The sequence below is a fragment of the Altererythrobacter sp. BO-6 genome (assembly GCF_011047315.1).
In the GTDB taxonomy this organism is placed as follows: Bacteria; Pseudomonadota; Alphaproteobacteria; order Sphingomonadales; family Sphingomonadaceae; genus Erythrobacter.
Map to the genome: position 1 here is coordinate 1,112,443 of NZ_CP049259.1, position 16,260 is coordinate 1,128,702.

The 16,260-nt window shown below is 63.3% G+C and carries 18 protein-coding genes; 12 read left to right on the forward strand and 6 right to left on the reverse strand.

The genetic code is table 11. The features are described 5' to 3' along the window. The first annotated feature begins 93 nt into the window (after positions 1-93). From G6N82_RS05360 to G6N82_RS05370, 3 genes are all read left to right on the forward strand, one after another. Positions 94-843, forward strand: a complete 750-nt coding sequence (locus G6N82_RS05360; protein WP_165194483.1) for a hypothetical protein — start codon at positions 94-96, stop codon at positions 841-843. Next, positions 840-1,772: a hypothetical protein gene (locus G6N82_RS05365; protein ID WP_165194485.1), complete on the forward strand. Its 933-nt coding sequence runs from the start codon at positions 840-842 to the stop codon at positions 1,770-1,772. Before G6N82_RS05360 ends, G6N82_RS05365 begins: the two co-directional genes overlap by 4 nt. A 73-nt stretch (positions 1,773-1,845) precedes the next feature. After that, positions 1,846-2,742 (forward strand): glycoside hydrolase family 16 protein, encoded by an 897-nt coding sequence (locus G6N82_RS05370; RefSeq protein ID WP_165194487.1) that lies wholly within the window; start codon positions 1,846-1,848, stop codon positions 2,740-2,742. Here G6N82_RS05370 and hemF read toward each other — a convergent pair whose 3' ends face one another. After that, positions 2,743-3,600 (reverse strand): oxygen-dependent coproporphyrinogen oxidase, encoded by an 858-nt coding sequence (gene hemF, locus G6N82_RS05375; protein WP_165194489.1) that lies wholly within the window; start codon positions 3,598-3,600, stop codon positions 2,743-2,745. A 65-nt stretch (positions 3,601-3,665) separates the two neighbouring features. Between hemF and pdeM the strand changes: the two genes are divergently transcribed. The 8 genes from pdeM to G6N82_RS05415 all read left to right on the forward strand — a co-directional run bounded on the left by pdeM (position 3,666) and on the right by G6N82_RS05415 (position 12,009). Beyond that, entirely contained in the window at positions 3,666-4,358 is a 693-nt protein-coding gene (gene pdeM, locus G6N82_RS05380; RefSeq protein ID WP_165194491.1) for a ligase-associated DNA damage response endonuclease PdeM, read from the forward strand. 95 nt (positions 4,359-4,453) lie between these two features. Beyond that, positions 4,454-4,972, forward strand: coding sequence for a translation initiation factor IF-3 (infC, locus tag G6N82_RS05385; protein ID WP_165194493.1), 519 nt, complete (start codon positions 4,454-4,456; stop codon positions 4,970-4,972). 122 nt (positions 4,973-5,094) lie between these two features. Then, positions 5,095-6,504 carry an SLC13 family permease gene (locus G6N82_RS05390; protein WP_165194495.1) on the forward strand — a complete coding sequence of 470 codons (1,410 nt, stop codon included), beginning with the start codon at positions 5,095-5,097 and terminating at the stop codon, positions 6,502-6,504. A gap of 153 nt (positions 6,505-6,657) precedes the next feature. After that, complete coding sequence (locus G6N82_RS05395) at positions 6,658-7,977, forward strand: cystathionine gamma-synthase family protein (protein ID WP_165194497.1); 1,320 nt, start codon at positions 6,658-6,660, stop codon at positions 7,975-7,977. Positions 7,978-8,153: 176 nt separating this feature from the next. Next, positions 8,154-8,813, forward strand: coding sequence for an erythromycin esterase family protein (locus G6N82_RS05400; RefSeq protein ID WP_165194499.1), 660 nt, complete (start codon positions 8,154-8,156; stop codon positions 8,811-8,813). A gap of 4 nt (positions 8,814-8,817) precedes the next feature. Next, positions 8,818-9,153 (forward strand): erythromycin esterase family protein, encoded by a 336-nt coding sequence (locus tag G6N82_RS05405; RefSeq protein WP_165194501.1) that lies wholly within the window; start codon positions 8,818-8,820, stop codon positions 9,151-9,153. A 91-nt stretch (positions 9,154-9,244) separates the two neighbouring features. Then, the gene (locus G6N82_RS05410; RefSeq protein WP_165194503.1) at positions 9,245-10,063 is read left to right on the forward strand and encodes an SDR family NAD(P)-dependent oxidoreductase; all 819 of its coding nucleotides are present in this window, start codon (positions 9,245-9,247) and stop codon (positions 10,061-10,063) included. Between the two features lie 302 nt (positions 10,064-10,365). Then, positions 10,366-12,009: an amidohydrolase family protein gene (locus G6N82_RS05415; RefSeq protein WP_165194505.1), complete on the forward strand. Its 1,644-nt coding sequence runs from the start codon at positions 10,366-10,368 to the stop codon at positions 12,007-12,009. A 90-nt stretch (positions 12,010-12,099) separates the two neighbouring features. On the opposite strand, the gene G6N82_RS05420 is transcribed toward G6N82_RS05415, so the two are convergent. Beyond that, entirely contained in the window at positions 12,100-12,633 is a 534-nt protein-coding gene (locus G6N82_RS05420) for a J domain-containing protein (RefSeq protein ID WP_165194507.1), read from the reverse strand. 147 nt (positions 12,634-12,780) lie between these two features. Between G6N82_RS05420 and G6N82_RS05425 the strand changes: the two genes are divergently transcribed. After that, positions 12,781-12,951: a hypothetical protein gene (locus G6N82_RS05425; protein ID WP_165194510.1), complete on the forward strand. Its 171-nt coding sequence runs from the start codon at positions 12,781-12,783 to the stop codon at positions 12,949-12,951. On the opposite strand, the gene pal is transcribed toward G6N82_RS05425, so the two are convergent. The 4 genes from pal to G6N82_RS05445 form a co-directional block, all read right to left on the reverse strand. Further along, positions 12,948-13,466: a peptidoglycan-associated lipoprotein Pal gene (pal, locus tag G6N82_RS05430; protein WP_206520301.1), complete on the reverse strand. Its 519-nt coding sequence runs from the start codon at positions 13,464-13,466 to the stop codon at positions 12,948-12,950. The two genes, G6N82_RS05425 and pal, sit on opposite strands and share 4 nt — an antisense overlap. A 67-nt stretch (positions 13,467-13,533) precedes the next feature. Continuing rightward, positions 13,534-14,916 (reverse strand): Tol-Pal system beta propeller repeat protein TolB, encoded by a 1,383-nt coding sequence (tolB, locus tag G6N82_RS05435; protein ID WP_165194512.1) that lies wholly within the window; start codon positions 14,914-14,916, stop codon positions 13,534-13,536. Positions 14,917-14,918: 2 nt separating this feature from the next. Continuing rightward, the gene (locus G6N82_RS05440; RefSeq protein WP_165197981.1) at positions 14,919-15,683 is read right to left on the reverse strand and encodes a TonB C-terminal domain-containing protein; all 765 of its coding nucleotides are present in this window, start codon (positions 15,681-15,683) and stop codon (positions 14,919-14,921) included. 13 nt (positions 15,684-15,696) lie between these two features. Further along, entirely contained in the window at positions 15,697-16,143 is a 447-nt protein-coding gene (locus tag G6N82_RS05445) for a biopolymer transporter ExbD (RefSeq protein ID WP_165194514.1), read from the reverse strand. Positions 16,144-16,260 lie beyond the last annotated feature (117 nt).

The window sequence follows — 16,260 nt, forward strand, 5'->3', positions numbered from 1 at the left end:
TCGAACAAGCATCGGGTGCAAATTCTGGTTATTTCTCATCGTGTTCGACATTCGCGGCTGCAGAGTTGGCCGCCTCATAGCGGGAGAACTGCGATGCGTTTCATCTCGGGTCTGATTGCAGCCAGTGTCATGGCTGCAATCCCGGCAAGCGGCCTCAGCGCACAAAGCCTGGGCACAGTGATAAAGAAGTCTGCTGAACGAGAAACCAAGCGCCAGGCCGATCGCCGCACGCGCGAGGCCGTGCAATGCGTGACCGGCGCGCGGGACTGCCTGCCTGAAGATCCCGGCAAGGAGGGCGGCGGAGGCGCACCTGCCGCCGCGCCCGCCGCTGCTCCTGCGGCGCCCGTAGCAGCAAACGGCGGAGTGCTCGATCCTTTCGCGGCGCAAACCAGTCCGCCGGCCGCCCCGTTCTCCGTTCCGCCGATTGCCGGGGCGACAGCCGTCGATCATCAGGCCGGGCAACTGTCCAGCTATCGCCGCATCACCGGCTTCAAGCCCAAGCAGATCAGCTATCAGGACCAGACCGGCCTGCTGACGCGCACCCAATACGAACTGACCGGCGGGCAGACCGCTTCCGCCATGATCGCTGCGTGGCGTGAGCCGCTGCTGCGGCAGGGCTTCGTGATCGAATGGCAGTGCTCGCGCAAGGCACAATGCGGCAGCTCTTCCTACCACCAGCTTGGCGCGGGTTACGTACCGGTCAATGGCATCAATCTGGGCATTGCCGGAGACACCGAATACTTCACCGCCAGGCGCGCGCAGCAAGGCCAGCCCACGGTCTATGTCTCGATCGCGCTCAACCGCAAGGTCGCCTATGTTGACGTGCTGGAGATCGCGCCTTGAGGCAATTGGCGCTGCTGGCAGGGGCAGCGCTCGCGCTTGCCGCACCGCTGCCTCTGGCGGCGCTCCAGACGGATTACTTCACCCTTCCCAATGGGCAGAAAGTCCGCACCACTGACCCCAATGGCGGGCGCGGCAAGGTCAATGCCGATGGCAGCGTGACCTATCCTGACGGCACGACCGTGGGCGTCGGCGCGAACGACAGCACTGTGGTGCGCCGCGCCGATGGCAGCACCAGCAGCCAGCCGCCGCCCGACACATTCGAACTGCCCAATGGCCAGCAGGTGCGCGCCACCGACCCCAGTGGGCAGCGCGGCAAGCAGAACGCCGACGGCAGCGTTACCTATCCCGATGGCACCACGGTCGGGATGGGGAGCAAGGGCGAAACCGTTGTCACCCGGCCGGACGGATCGGCCAGCAGCAGCGACGCGCCGGACAAGGGGCCGGCTGGTGGCGGCACCGACACCGCTAGCAATGGCTGGGTCACCCTGCCCAATGGCGAGCGCGTCCCTGCCAATGGCCCCGACGGGCAACCGGGGGTGCTGCAGCCCGATGGCAGCATCCGCTATGGCGACGGGACTGTTATCTCCGGTGCTCCGGGCACCGCCACAACCGTCACCGGCAGCGATGGCATGGCGCGCGATTTCCGCAATGTCCTTGAAGCCAGCTCCGAAGCCAGCGCAGCAGGCGGGGCAATGGACCTGAATGAAATGCGTGCGATCAGCGACCGGATGCTTGAGCGTGCGAAGAAGATGTCCGAGCTAGAGCGAGAGCGGGACAAATGCCTGAAGGGCGATGCGGGCGACCAGTGCCGCAAGAACATCAGCGATGCGATCCGCCAGCTCGAGCGCGAGAACAAGGACGACGCGACGAACTATTTCGAGCAGTTGCAGCGCAGCCGTGCCATGGGTGGCGGCAGCGAACCCAAATAGCATTGCAGGCTGGACTTTAATCTCCATACGCGTCATTGTGAACGTTCACAGAGTGACTTTTGGAGAGGCCCCGATGTTCGCACGCAAGTTCCTGGTCAGCGCAAGCGCCGCGCTGCTCGCCGCTCACCCCGCCCAGGCGGATCACCACCCGATCAGCGCGAGCGCAGAGGCCCGCACACTGGTGTTTGCCGACGAGTTCGATGATGGAGCGCTCGACCGATCGAAGTGGAACGTGGTTGGCCCCGAATTCTGGGTCAACAACGAACAGCAGGCCTATCTCGACAGCCCGGAGACGATCCGGTTTGCCGATGACATCGAAGGGGCAGAGGGCGGCGTGCTGGTCCTGCGCCCGGTCTACAAGCCCGGGGTTGACACGCGGAAGGACCGCAAGGCCGATTTCATCTCCGGCCGGATCAACAGCCAGGGCAAGTTCGACTTTACGTATGGCCGTGCCGAAGCCCGGATCAAGCTGCCCGATGCGACCGGTGTGTGGCCGGCCTGGTGGCTGCTCGGCAATGGCAAATGGCCGGAGACCGGCGAGATCGACATCATGGAATATGTCGGCGAGAAGGACTGGATCGGCGTGGCAATGCATGGCCCCGGCTATTCGGGGGAAACCCCGCTGGTGAACAAATATTTCTTCCCTGAAGGGCAGGATGTAACCGGCTGGCATGTCTATGCGGTCGAATGGACGAAGGACTCGATCGAGTTCGAAATTGACGGCCAGGTGATCTATCGCGTGACCCGCCCGATGGTCGAATTCTACGGCGAATGGCGCTTCGATACGCCGCAGCACCTGATCCTGAATTTCGCCGTGGGCGGGATCTACCCGCTCAAGACCAATGGCATCAAACAGCCATATGTGGGCGTGCCTGAGGAAACGGTCGATCAGATCAAGACCGGCGAGATTGCGATGCTGGTAGACTGGGTACGGGTCTATGCACCCGCTGGAGATAAGCCAGCGGAGTAATCAGCTCCACACTGCTTCAGGCGGCAGGCTCATCAATATCGCATCGACATTGCCGCCGGTCTTGAGCCCGAACAGCGTACCGCGGTCATAGACCAGGTTGAATTCGGCATAGCGCCCACGCCATTCGAGTTGCTGCAGCTTGTCTTGCGGCGTGAACTCGCTTTCCATCCGCCGACGCACCAGCTGCGGGTAGATGTCGAGGAACGCCTTGCCGACATCCTGCGTGAAGGCGAAATTGCGTTCGAACGCGGCGTCGTCAGCGCATTCGAGGTGATCGTAGAAGATTCCGCCGACCCCGCGATGCACCCCGCGATGCGGGATGAAGAAATAGTCGTCCGCCCATTTCTTGAAGCGTTCATAATAGGTCGGGTTGTGGGCCATGCAGGCCGCACGGAAACGCGCGTGGAAATCCGCGGTGTCTTCCTCGTAGGGGATCGGCGGGTTCAAATCCGCCCCGCCGCCAAACCACGCCGCCTGCGTGGTAAGGAAGCGCGTGTTCATATGCACCGCAGGCACATGCGGGTTGGCCATATGCGCGACCAGACTGATGCCGGTAGCGGTGAAGCCGGGATGCTCGGGCGAAGCACCGTTGACCGAAGCGGCGAAATCCTTGCTGAAGCTGCCCTTCACCGTCGAGACATTGACCCCGACCTTTTCAAACACCTTGCCTTTCATCAGGCCCTGCACCCCGCCGCCGGGATCGGGATTGCCCTCTTCCTCGCGCTGCCACGGGGTATATTGGAAGCTCGCATCAGAGCCCGTCTCGCGCTCGATTTCCTCGAACGCGGCGCAGATCTGGTCGCGCAAGCTTTCGAACCATTCCTTTGCGCGCGCGGTGTGCGGTGTCCAGTCAGCCATACATTCCCCTGATACGATCCAGTTGACGTCTTGCCAAAGCGCCGCGCGCACGGCAAGTCACAACCATGGTTCCCCTTTCGTTCGCCAATCAGGAAATGCTGCTGGTCGATGGCCGCGCGCTTTACTGGCCGCGCGAACAGGCCTTGCTGGTGGCGGACCTGCATCTGGAGAAGGCGAGCTGGTATGCGCGGGGCGGGCAGATGCTGCCGCCTTATGACAGCCGCGCTACGCTGGAGCGGGTGGCGGATGCAGTGAAGCAGACTGGTGCGCGGCGTGTGATCACGCTGGGCGATAACTTCCACGATAGTGAAGGGACGTCGCGGCTCGATCCTTATGCTGCGGGAATGCTGGAAGCGCTGACCCGCGCGCTCGACTGGGTGTGGATCACCGGCAATCATGACGAGCACATGCATCGCACATTCGGTGGCGAGTTGGCGGCGGAGCTGGAGATCGGCGGGATCGTGCTGCGGCATATTGCGCAGCCAGGAGAAACCCGGCCAGAGCTGTCGGGCCATTTCCACCCCAAGGTGCGGGTGAACATCCGCAACCGTCATATCAGCCGACCTTGCGGTGTCCTCAGTCGCAGCCAGACAAGCGGCGACCGGATGATCCTGCCAGCTTTCGGCGCGCTTACCGGAGGAATGGACGCAGGCGCGCCGGAAATTCGCGCCGCGCTCAGCCCTGCGAACGCGATCGACGCCGTGCTGCCTGCCAAGGGAAGGCTGGTGCAATTGCGGCTTTTTCGTAGCGCGGCCTAACCCCTAGCGTTCCGACTGCTTTACCACTACATAGCACCCACAGAATCACGGCTGAAACAGGAGAACACCCCATAGCCCGTCCACCCCGGCGTTCGATGGCCCCGCCAATCAAAAGCGGCCCTCGCTACGATGAATTCATCCAGTCCGACAAAGTACGCGTGATCGACCACGAGGGAGAGAACCTCGGCGTCATGTATACGCGCGAAGCGATGGAGCAGGCGAACGAGCTTGGCCTGAACCTGGTCGAAGTATCGCCCAATGCGGACCCGCCGGTGGCCAAATTCCTTGATGTCGGCAAGTACCGATATGAGGCTCAAAAGAAAGCCAACGCAGCCCGCAAGACCCAGAAGACGCAGGAGATCAAGGAGATCAAGATGCGTCCCAACATCGACACGCATGATTATGACGTGAAGATGCGCAATGTGAACAAGTTCATCGAGCACGGCGACAAGGTGAAGGTCACGCTGCGGTTCCGCGGACGCGAAATGGCGCACCAGGAACTGGGCATGAACTTGCTCAAGCGGGTGCAGGACGATGTGGCGGAAATCGCCAAGGTCGAAGCCTTTCCGCGGCTTGAGGGGCGCCAGATGCTGATGGTGCTCGCGCCGAAGTAAACCACGGCAGCGAAACCCGAATTTTTGAAGGGCGTGCCTGATTGGCGCGCCCTTTTCGTATGCGCGGTCTCGCCAACCGGCAGCTTCGTGGCTAGCATGCTGGAAATGGGGAAATTTCACACATGACAGCCCGCCAGATCGGCCTCATCCTCGGCCCATTGGCCTTCGCTTTCACTGCATTCACACCGGCCCCTGCCGGCATGCCGGCCGAGGGCTGGCTGGTCGCGGGGCTGGTGGTGTGGATGGCAGCATGGTGGATGACAGAGGCGATCCCGCTCACCGCCACCGCGCTGCTGCCTTTCATCGTCCTGCCGTTCGGCGGCGTCGGCAGCGCGCGCGAGGTTGCCGCCAGCTATTATTCGCCGATCCTGTTCCTGATCCTCGGCGGCGCGTTCATTGCGCTGGCGATCGAGCGTACCGGGCTGCACAAGCGGCTGAGCCTTGCGATCCTGCGGCTGGTCGGCACAAGCGGCGGTCAGACACAGCTGCTGCTGGCCTTCATGATCAGCGCCGCACTGCTTTCGATGCTGATCTCCAACACCTCGACCGCGCTGATCATGATGCCGATGGCGCTGGCAGTGCTGGCGGGTGGCGGGGTGTCTGACGATGATCAGGAAGGCCTGGCCGGCGCCTTGCCGATCGGCATCGCCTTTGCTGCCAGTATCGGCGGGCTAGGCACCGTGGTTGGTTCGCCCACCAATGCCATCGCGGTGGGCCTGTTGGAGACCATCGCCGGGGTCCGCATCAGCTTTGCCCAATGGTCGCTCTATGGCCTGCCGATCGTGATCGTCGGCGTACCGATCGCCGCCTGGATCGTGGCGCGGGCGCAAAGGGTCAGCGCGCACCCCTTCGACGTTGGCAAGGCGCGCGCCGCGATTGACACCCACGCCGCATGGACCCTGCCGGAAAAGCGGCTGGTGCCGCTGGTGGCACTGACCTTTCTCGCGTGGATGAGCGTGCCGCTGGTCGAACCCTATCTGCCCGCGGGAAGCTGGGAAGACGGCACCATCGCCATCATCGCTGGGCTCGCGCTGTTCCTGATCCCTGACGGCACCGGGCGCCCATTGCTGGTATGGAAGGAAGCTGACCGTGCGCCTTGGGGCGTGATCATGATGTTCGGCGGCGGGCTGGCACTGGCAGCGGGTATGCAGACATCCGGCCTTGCCGATTGGCTCGGCAATGCGCTGCTGCCGCTCAGCAACGTGCCATTGCCACTGGTCGCGCTCGCCATTGTCGCCATGGTAGTGCTGGTGACCGAGTTCGCCAGCAATGTCGCCACCGCCAGCGGGATCATCCCGGTCGTTGCCAGCCTGATCGTGGCGCTGGGGGTCGATCCGATCCTGCTCGCCATGCCGGCCGCGATCGCTGCGAGTTGGGGCTTCATGCTACCCGCCGGGACCGGCCCCAATGCCATCGGCTGGGCCACCGGACGCATCCGGATCGAGCGGATGGTCGGCGCGGGGCTGGCGCTCGACATCATCGGCATTTTCCTGATCGTCGGCGCGGTGTGGGCTGTGGCCGCCCTCGCCTAGATGGTTGCAACTGCAACCAGTGCGCGATAATCGGACGGCAATCCGGCTGGCTGGTGGAGAGGCGTTCCTGCGGAGGTTAGGAACGGGCGCCCCGGCGGCCCATTCGGCTCCTGCCTTCCTGGGAGCGCTTGTAAAAGGAAGGACATCGTCCCCATGACCGACGCGATCGATCCCGTCGACCAGCCCACCCCGCGCCGCAAGCCGAAAGAGCTGATCACCACGATCGGCGGGCGCCCGATGAAGCCCAGCACGCTGATGATGGGCTATGGCTATGATCCGGTGCTGTCCGAAGGATCGTTGAAGCCGCCGATCTTCCTCACCAGCACCTTTGCGTTCGAGAATGCGGCGGCGGGCAAGCGCCATTTCGAAGGCATCACCGGCAAGCGCGCGGGCGGCGCCGAGGGCCTCGTCTATTCGCGCTTCAATGCACCCAACCAGGAAATCCTGGAGGATCGCCTCGCGATCTGGGACGGGGCGGAAGAAGCGCTGAGCTTTTCCAGCGGGATGACCGCAATCGCGATCCTCATGCTGGCCGCGTGCAAGGCAGGCGACGTGATCGTCCATTCCGGCCCGCTCTATGCCGCATCCGAAGGTTTCGTCGCAAAGATCATGGCCAAATACGGCGTGACCTATGTCGATTTCCCGGCCGGCGCCACGCCGGAACAGCTCGACGAAGTGATGCGCAAGGCCAAGGCGCAGGCCGAGGCACAAGGCGGCGAGGTCCCGCTGATCTATCTCGAAAGCCCGGGCAACCCGACCAATGCGCTGGTCGATGTCGAAGCGGTCAAGACCGCCCGCGACGCGCATTTCGACCCGGATCGCTGCCCGATCGCGATCGACAACACTTTCCTTGGGCCGCTGTGGCAGCGCCCGCTGGATCAGGGTGCGGACCTGGTGGTCTATTCGCTGACGAAATATGTCGGCGGCCATTCGGACCTCGTCGCCGGCAGCGTTTCGGGCAAGAAGCGCTTCATCGATGCGATCCGCGCGCTGCGCAACACCATGGGCGGGATCGCCGATCCCAACACCGCCTGGATGCTGCTGCGTTCGCTGGAAACCGTCGAACTGCGGATGGAGCGCGCCGGGCAGAATGCGGAGAGGGTGTGCGCGTTCCTGAGCCAGCATCCCAAGGTCGAAGGGCTGGGCTATCTCGGCATGATCAAGGATCCGCGCCAGCAAGACATCTATAACCGCCATTGCACCGGCGCGGGCAGCACCTTCTCGGTCTTCATCAAGGGCGGCGAGGCGGAATGCTTCCGCTTCCTCGACGCGCTGAAAGTGGCGAAGCTCGCGGTCAGCCTGGGCGGGACCGAAACGCTCGCCAGCCACCCGGCTTCGATGACGCATCTTTCGGTGCCGGACGAACGCAAGGCGGCGCTGGGCATCACCGACAATCTGGTGCGCATCAGCATCGGGATCGAGGACCCGGACGATTTGATCGCCGATTTCGATCAGGCACTGGCGAAAGTTTGACCGACCGATGAAGCTGCGCCTCGCCGCACTACTGGCCCTGAACCTTCCAGCACCCGCCTTGGCCCAGGGGGGAGCCACATTCAGAAGCTGCTGTGCTTGAATCGGCAGCTGCGGCCCTATGTGACCGGCAAGTCGCAGTCTTAGGCGAAGCTGAACACGGCGACGCACGTACCGAGATGTTCAAGACCGCGTTGATCACGCGCCTGGTTGCACACTGCGGCTTTTCTGCTGTGCTGTTCGAAGCGAGCTTCTTCGAATTTGTACAGCTCGATCGGGCGCGCCGTGCAGACCGCCCGGTAATGCCCGATCAGATTGCTACTGCGGTTGGCGGGCTATGGAAGTTCGACGAGGAATTCCAGCCCTTGCTCGCCTATCTGGCAGAGCAGGCAACCAACGGGGCGATCCGGCTTGGCGGCTTCGATTTCCAGTTGGGAGGAGCAGGACAGGACTTCACCAATTTCGGGGTCATCGCCGAGCTTTCGGGCGAACTTGTGCCGGTGGAGCGCGAGAACTGCCGCAAGGCTTTCCGGGATTTGCTGTTCAAAGGCAGCAACTCCGAGCGTCGGCAAGCGGTCGCGTTATGCCTTGAGGCCATAGGAGCGCTCCCCGTTTCTGCCGATACCGATGTCCGCCGCGAGCGCCAGGAAATGCTGGCCAACCTGTCAGCCTTCGCGGCTGCTAACTCGGCCGACGCAAACAGCTACTCCACAAGCCGCGACCAGGAGATGTTCGCCAATTTCCAGCGCTGGATGGCCCGCTGGCCGGCCAAGACCAAAGCCATTGTCTGGACCGCCAATTCGCACGCAGCGCGCGCAGCATCGCCACAAACGCTTTGAAGGGGTGAAGCCGTTTGGCTCCTATCTCGCCGACCTGTACGGTGATCGGGTGTTTATGTTGGGCTTCGCCGCTCAAGGGGGAACAACGCGCGGCCGACCGGAGCCCCGCATTATTGAAGCTGCGGCACCGGGTTCGCTTGAAACCTTCACCGGGCCAATCGCCCGTGATGGAGCGATCTTGCTGGACGCTGCTGCGCTATCCAAGGCCGGAACACGGTCTGGGGGATTGTTCAGCTATTTGCCGATTGTTGAAGACTGGTCCCAACTATTCGACGGCGTTGTCATTTTCGATCGCCAGGTTGCAGCTGGCGATATCCGTACGGGCAACACGCCAAAGTGACAGTGGATGAACCGCCTGCCAGGCTGCAACCGCCAGGCCGGAAGCGACGCCTGCCAGTGTAGCTTGGCCGCACCGAAAGGAGAGCGACATCATGGCTGCAACAAAACCGGTATTTCTCGTTATCGGCGCGGGCGCGGGGATCGGCGGGCACGCCGCCGCGCGCTTTGCCGCCGGGGGCTATCACGCGGTGCTTGCCCGGCGCAGCGACGAGGAGGGCCTGGCGCGGCTGGTCGGGCAGATCGAGGCGGCGGGCGGCAGCGCCAGTGGCACCCTGCTCAATGCGGCGGAAGATGGCGCGATCGAGGAACTGGTCGAGCGGACCCAGCGCGACATCGGCCCGATCGATTGTGCGCTCTACAATCTCGGCGCGCAAATCGGCAATCGCAGCCTGGAAGACACGCCGCACCGCATTTTCGAGCTCGGCTGGCGGCTCGCCTGCTTCGGCGTGTTCCGGCTGGCGCATGCGATGTTCCCGGCGATGGTCGCGCGGGGAAAAGGCACCTTGCTGGTCACTTCGGCCACGGCTGCGGTGCGCGGCAATGCCGGGCAGCACAGCCATGCCGCGGCGATGGGCGGGCGGCGCATGCTGTGTCAGACGCTCAACGCCGAATTCGCGCCCAAGGGCGTGCATGTCGCGCATGTCGTGGTCGACGGCCCGGTCCGCTCGCCCGATACGCTGGTGAAGCTGCTGGGCGACAAGTGGGACGCGTTCGAGGCGGCCAAGGGCGCAGACGGGATCATCGATCCGGCGGTGCTCGCGGAAACCTATTGGCACCTGGCGCAGCAGCCGAAGAATTGCTGGACGCATGAGCTGGACGTGCGGCCCTATAGTGACGTGCCGTGGTGGAACGACAATCCCGATCCCGCGATCAACGCCAGCGGCAGGGGATCTGCAGGGCCAAAAACCTGAGCCGGACGGCTTCGAAATCCGGCCCGATGGAACACATGGAACACGGTCCAAGGGCTAAAAAGCCATTCTGTGACTGTCGGGTGCCGAAAGTGTGACTCTGCGGCCCCAAGTGTGACTTTGGCGGGGCCGAGTGTGACCCTTGCGCGCCGAAGTGTGACTCTGCGCGGGCGCAAAGTGAGACCATGCTGGGGCACAGGTATCAGGCAGCGCGCGGTTACTCACGCACATTGCGAGGAAGGCCGGACGGAGAGAAAGAGCCCCGCCCGATTAGCGGGTTCGCGCGATGTAGGAAATGTCCGAGGATGGGCGTGGTGCGAGAGCATCTGGAATTTCTCGCGGCAAAAGTTGTCCAACAGGCGAACTGTTCTGATCTAGCCAAGCAAAGCATGGGAAAGTCGGTCAAACTGCTTCCCCACGCAGAAGATCGGACCATTATGCCATTGAGAAGTCTATCGCGCAGAGGGCTACTGAGAATTGGCGCGAGCGGCGCGCTTCTGGCCGCTTCGTCTGGCAAGTTCCCATCGGCACTGGCAGCGACACCTGGTCTCGATGAGACTCGCGACTTCGTGCTTGAGCCGGGCATGGTGCTGCGCTGGCAGAATGGCGAGCCCTTGATCGAGCGTGACATCCAAATTCTTGTACGGGGCGGACGTATTGAGGCCGTCCAGACCAAACCTCTGCCTGCTTCGATCCCGCGGCTTGAAATGAGCAACTGCCTGCTGCTTCCGGGTTTTATCAGCGGCCACACCCATGTCTCGGCAGGGACCCCAACACGCGGACTGATCGAGTCCGGGCGGTCTGACTTAAGACCTCTGGAACTGGTGGAGGCGTTGCTCGACAACGAGGAACTCGACGCTCTAACCGAGTATAATCTCGCCGAACTCTTGTTGAGTGGTTGCACCACGCAGCTTGAAATGAGTTGCACCCTGCGACAGGCAGAATCCTATGTGCGCGTCGCATCTCGGTTTGGCGCGAGAGGCTATCCCGGGGCAATGCTCCCCAACCTCACCCGGCTTGGTCCGATCATCACTGCAACCGGTGACGGCGCATTGTACCAAGCGGAGGCGGGTACGCTTGAGGAGATTGAACAGAACCTCGCATTCGGACGGAAATACGGCGGCGCAGCAGATGGCCGGATCATGCCGATGATGTCGCCGATGGCAGCTGATTTCCATACGCCAGAGACCATGAAAGCCATCGCCAAGGCCGCGAGCGAACTGGGCACTGGAATACATACGCACCTCGCATGGCACCCGATGGAAAATCCGACCATGCAGCGGCGCTGGGGGCGAACCTCAGCACAGTGGCTTGATGATTTTGGCCTTTTGGACGGTCCGTTTTTCGGCGCACACATGGGCTATCCGGATTGGAGTGTGGATGCGCCCCTTCTCAGCCAGAAAGGCGCGATATACGCGCATTGTCCCGGAATGAGCGGCCTTGGTGGCAAGACCCAGCCTTATCCTGAGGCATTAGGTCACGGTATCAGGACCAATGTCGGGATCGATACTCATTCCAACAACTATCTCGAAGTACTCAAGCTGGCGGTGATCACGGGGCAAGCGCGGTATCACCTCCTCAAGAACAATTCGGAGCTGCCAATTGTGGAGCCAACGATGCTTGAGGCGATCAAGGGCGCCACGCTCTATCCGGCAGAGGCGCTGGGACGAAGTGATCTGGGACGGATCGAGGAAGGCGCCTTGGCTGATCTGATCGCGGTCGACGTTAGTGGATTCCTTGTAGGTGCAGGAGCATTGCCGCCTGAACCGCTCAACAACCTTTTGTATGCAAGTGGCCCGCAAGTGCGACACGTGATGACGCAAGGCCGCCTGCAAGTCCGCAACGGTCAGTTACAGGTCGCTGATGGCACGGCTGTCATGCAGCGTGGCGGAAAGGTAATTCAGAAAATCTGGACGGCGCTGCAAGCTGAAGGTTGGTTGCCATCATGAGATACTTGAAATCGGCGTGACGACAGAAACCGCAGCCAGAAACGGCTAGCTGTGACGTCCGCGATTAGCGCGGAAGCCGTCAGTTCAGCCCTAACCCCGCCACTCCCGGCGTTCCTCGGCAGCTTTCAGCACTTCGTAAGCCACCTGCAGCTTCTGGAATTCGGCGGCGGCGTCCTTGTCGCCGGGCTTCACATCGGGGTGTACCGTCTTGGCCTTTTCGCGCCAGGCCTTCTTGATCGCGGCAAAGTCCACATCCGCTTCCAGCTCGAGCACTTCGAGCGCGCGCATTTCGTCGGCGCTGCGGCTGCCGTCACCCGAGCCGGCCCAGCCGTAATGCGAGGCCTCGGCATAGCCCGAATTGTCGCGCCGTTCGCTGCGCGCGCGCTCCTCGCGTTCGGCCTTGTCGAGCCCTTCGAAATAATCCCATTTCGAATTGTATTCGGCGGCGTGTTGCTGGCAGAAATACCACCGCTCAGGGCTGTTGGGCGCCTTGGGCGCGGGGCAATCGCCCGGCTCGTCACACCCGTGCCGGTCGCACAGGCGCACGCTGGTTGCCTCGCGCGAGCTGCCATAGCCGCGCCAGCGCGGGAAACCCCAGTCGTTGGAGCGGGTCGCCTTAGGCATGATATGCAGTTGGTCGGGTGGGCATTGCGCTCAGTCTAGGGATGGTTGCGCCGCTTTGAAAGATGCGGGAACCAGTTTCAGCGTGAAATGTTGCATTGCAACAGATCGTAAACAAACTGGTGCTAGGCGCGCCGCACAGAAAGTCCGATGAGCAAGCAACTCGCCATATCCAGCAGCTTCGCAATCTTCGCCATGGCGGCGATGGCGCTGTTGCATAAGCCTGCAGGTGCGGACCTGCATCGCGGCGGCGGGCTGTGGTCGGCGCAGGTGGAGGCGCCCGCCCCCGACCTGCCCCGTCCGTTTTCCTTGTTCGACTAGTTGATCACCACGCTGACCGCGCGGCGGTTCTGCGCCCAGGCCTGCTCGTTCGAGCCGAGTGCGACCGGGCGTTCCTTGCCATAGCTGACCGTCGCCACGCGGCTGGCATCGACACCCAGGCCGACGAGATAGTTCTTCGCCGCATTGGCGCGGCGTTCACCCAGCGCAAGGTTGTATTCGCGGGTGCCGCGCTCGTCGGCATGGCCTTCCACGGTGATGCGCACCTGCGGGTAACGCGCCAGGTACTGCGCTTGCGTCTGCAAGGCCGCCGCGTCGGCGCTGTCGATGTTGAAGCGGTCAGTATCGAAATAGATCACGTTCTGGCCATTCACCGCCTCGACGAAATGCGCCTGGCTGCCAACCTGCGGGCCAACCGGCGCGCGATCGGGCAGCTGAGTGGCCGTCTCACCCTGGTTCGGCGGAGGAGGCGGCAGCTCTTCCGGGGCCTTCTTGGCGCAGGCGCCCAGCACGGTGGCGGAAGCCAGCAGCATCACAGTAGCAACACGTGTATTCATGGTGGGGGTTCCTCTCGGAATAGGGGCCATCGCTGGACCCTTAGGGGGTTATAGCACACTTACGATTTTAAGGGAGGATGGGTCCCCAGGCGGGGTCAGATCCATCGACCGGGGTGGGAAGCTTGCGTTCATTGCGGCCAGTCAGGTCGACCTGCCACAGCGCCGACTTACCGGTATTCCGTTCGGTCCGGAAGAACTGCACGATCCGCCCATTGGGCGCCCAGGTCGGGCCTTCGTCCTGCCAGCCATTGGTCAGCGCGCGCACGTTGCGCCCGTTGGGGCTCATAACCGCGATGTTGAAGTCACCCGCGATCCGGGTGAAGGCGATCTGGTCGCCGCGCGGGCTCCATTCCGGCGTGGCGCAGCGCCCGCCGCCAAAGCTGATGCGGCGCTGGTTGGTGCCGTCGGCGTTCATGACATAGCATTGCTGGCTGCCCGAACGGTCGCTTTCGAACACGATCTGCTTGCCGTCCGGCGAATAGGAGCCGCCGATGTCGATGCCGGGCGTATCGGTCAGCCGCACGCTCTGCCCACCGGTCGCGGGGACGCGGTAGATATCGGTATTGCCGGCAATCGCCATCGAATAGAGGATATAGCGCCCGTCCGGGCTCCAGCGCGGGGCGAAGGTGGGATTGGTGCTTTGCGTCACCAGCGTCTGGCGGCCGGTGCCGATGTCATAGACATAGATCCGCGGGTTACCGTCGACATACGAAAGATAGAGCAGCCGCTTGTAATCGGGTGAATAGCGCGGGGTGAGCGCGGTGGCGCTGCCGAGCGTCAGGAAGCGGTGGTTGGCACCGTCGCTGTCCATGATCGCGAGCCGCTTGACCCGCCGATCCTTCGGCCCGGTCTCCGCGATATAGGCGATGCGGCTGTCGAAGAACGGGCTCTCGCCGGTCAGCCGGGCATAGATGATGTCCGAACATTTGTGCGCCGCGCGGCGCCAGTCGGCGGGCGGGACCACCCAGCCCTCGCGCACGAGCTCGTCCCGCAGCGCGACGTCATAGAGATAGCAGCCGACCACCAGCCGCCCGTCGGCCCGCGCGCGGACATAGCCATGCACCAGCATCTCCGCGCCGCGCCCGCGCCAGTTGCCCCACGCCGGGGCGGTGATCTCGGCAAAGCTGGGCTGCGGCAGGCTGTTCGGCCCGACCGGCTTGAACAGGCCATTGTTCTGGAGGTTGGCGGTGATCACGCGGGCGATCTCGCGCCCCAGCGCGGCGGTGCCATTGGCATTGGCCGGCGTCGCCACATCGCGATCGGCGGCAAAGCCGGGGATGGCAATGCCGAGGTCCGCCCAGTCGCTTTCATCGGTAGTTGCGCCGGTCAGGCCGCCCTCTGCCTGGAATTCGGTTTCGACAACGCCGCCTTCGGTCGCGGGCTGGGCCAGATCCTGCGCGGCTACTGGCGCGGCAAGCAGCACAATCAGGCTAGCGATCAACTTCTTCATTCTCAAAGCCTTCTGTCAAAACGCCATTCTGCAATGTTCTTCCAGGCGTTGTAATATTCAGGTGGTAGATCGAAAGGTGCGGCAAGTTGGACGGCGCGAATTGCGCGTTCGGCGTGGAGCGAGGCCTGCGCGCGGTTAGCGTCGTTGATCCCCAACTGCCTGACCAGGCGCGGCCTGCCTGCCAAGCTGCCATCTTCATTAAGCCGAAACGCCAGAATTGTCACAAGCTGTTCGACATCCACGCCCTGCGGCGCGTTCCAATGCGGCTTCAATTGCCGGTTGATCGCCTGCCGCAGCGATGCCTGCGCGCTCGCACCGATCTGGTCGGCGGGGAGGCGCGTATCGTCGCTGTTACGGCTCGACCCCACGCCTTCGAGGAAATTTTCGCCCACTTGCGTGCCCGTGGCCTGGCGCGGCGGAGTCTGCGCCGCCGGGCGCTGTGGCTGCGCCACGGCATTGCGCGCATTGGTGCGCGGCGGGGGCGGCTGGCGATTGGGCCGCTGTGCGCTGTCAGGCGAGGCCTCGACCGGCGCCTGCACTTCCTCCGCCACAGTGGGGGCGAGCGCGGCGCGGCTATCCGGCGCGATCTGTTGTGCGGTGGATTGCAGGCCCACTTCGGTGGTGAGGCTTACCGTCATCCGCTCGGGCGCTTCCAGCCCTTCGCCCGGCCCCGGCTGGAACAATAGCACCCCCGCCAACGCAAGATGCAGCGCCAGCGCAATCGCCAGGCCGATCTTCTCGTCTTGCCGCAGGGCTGTGGTTTCCATCGTGGCCATGGAGTTATGGCGGCGAAACTGAACTGTCGGTGACCAGCGAGATCGAGGTGAAGCCGGCGCGGTTGAGCTCACCCATCACCGCCATCACCCGGCCATAATCGAGGCTGCGATCGCCGCGCAGCACGATCACCGGGCCCTTCCCATCGGTACCGCGGTCAATGCCCTCAAGCGCATCGGGCAGTCCGCCGGCCTCGACCCGCTTGTCATTGACGTAGATCGCCCCGGTCGGATCGATCGAGATCGTCACCTGGTCGGGCGTCTGGTCGATCGGATTGGCGCGGCTTTCAGGCAATTCCACCGGCACGCCCGATGCGAGCAAGGGCGCCGTGACCATGAAGATGATCAGCAGCACCAGCATCACGTCCACAAAGGGCGTGACGTTGATTTCCGCCATCGGCGCACGGCGCGAGCGGCGGCCGGACTTGCCGGAGGAGGCGAGGTTCATGGCCATGGAGCTACCCTTCCGCCTTTGTCATTGCGAGGAGCCGCAGGCGACGTGGCAATCCAGGATGCTGGTGCGCACCGCTCTGGATTGCTTCGCCCAAATAGAAATTGGGCTCGCAATGAC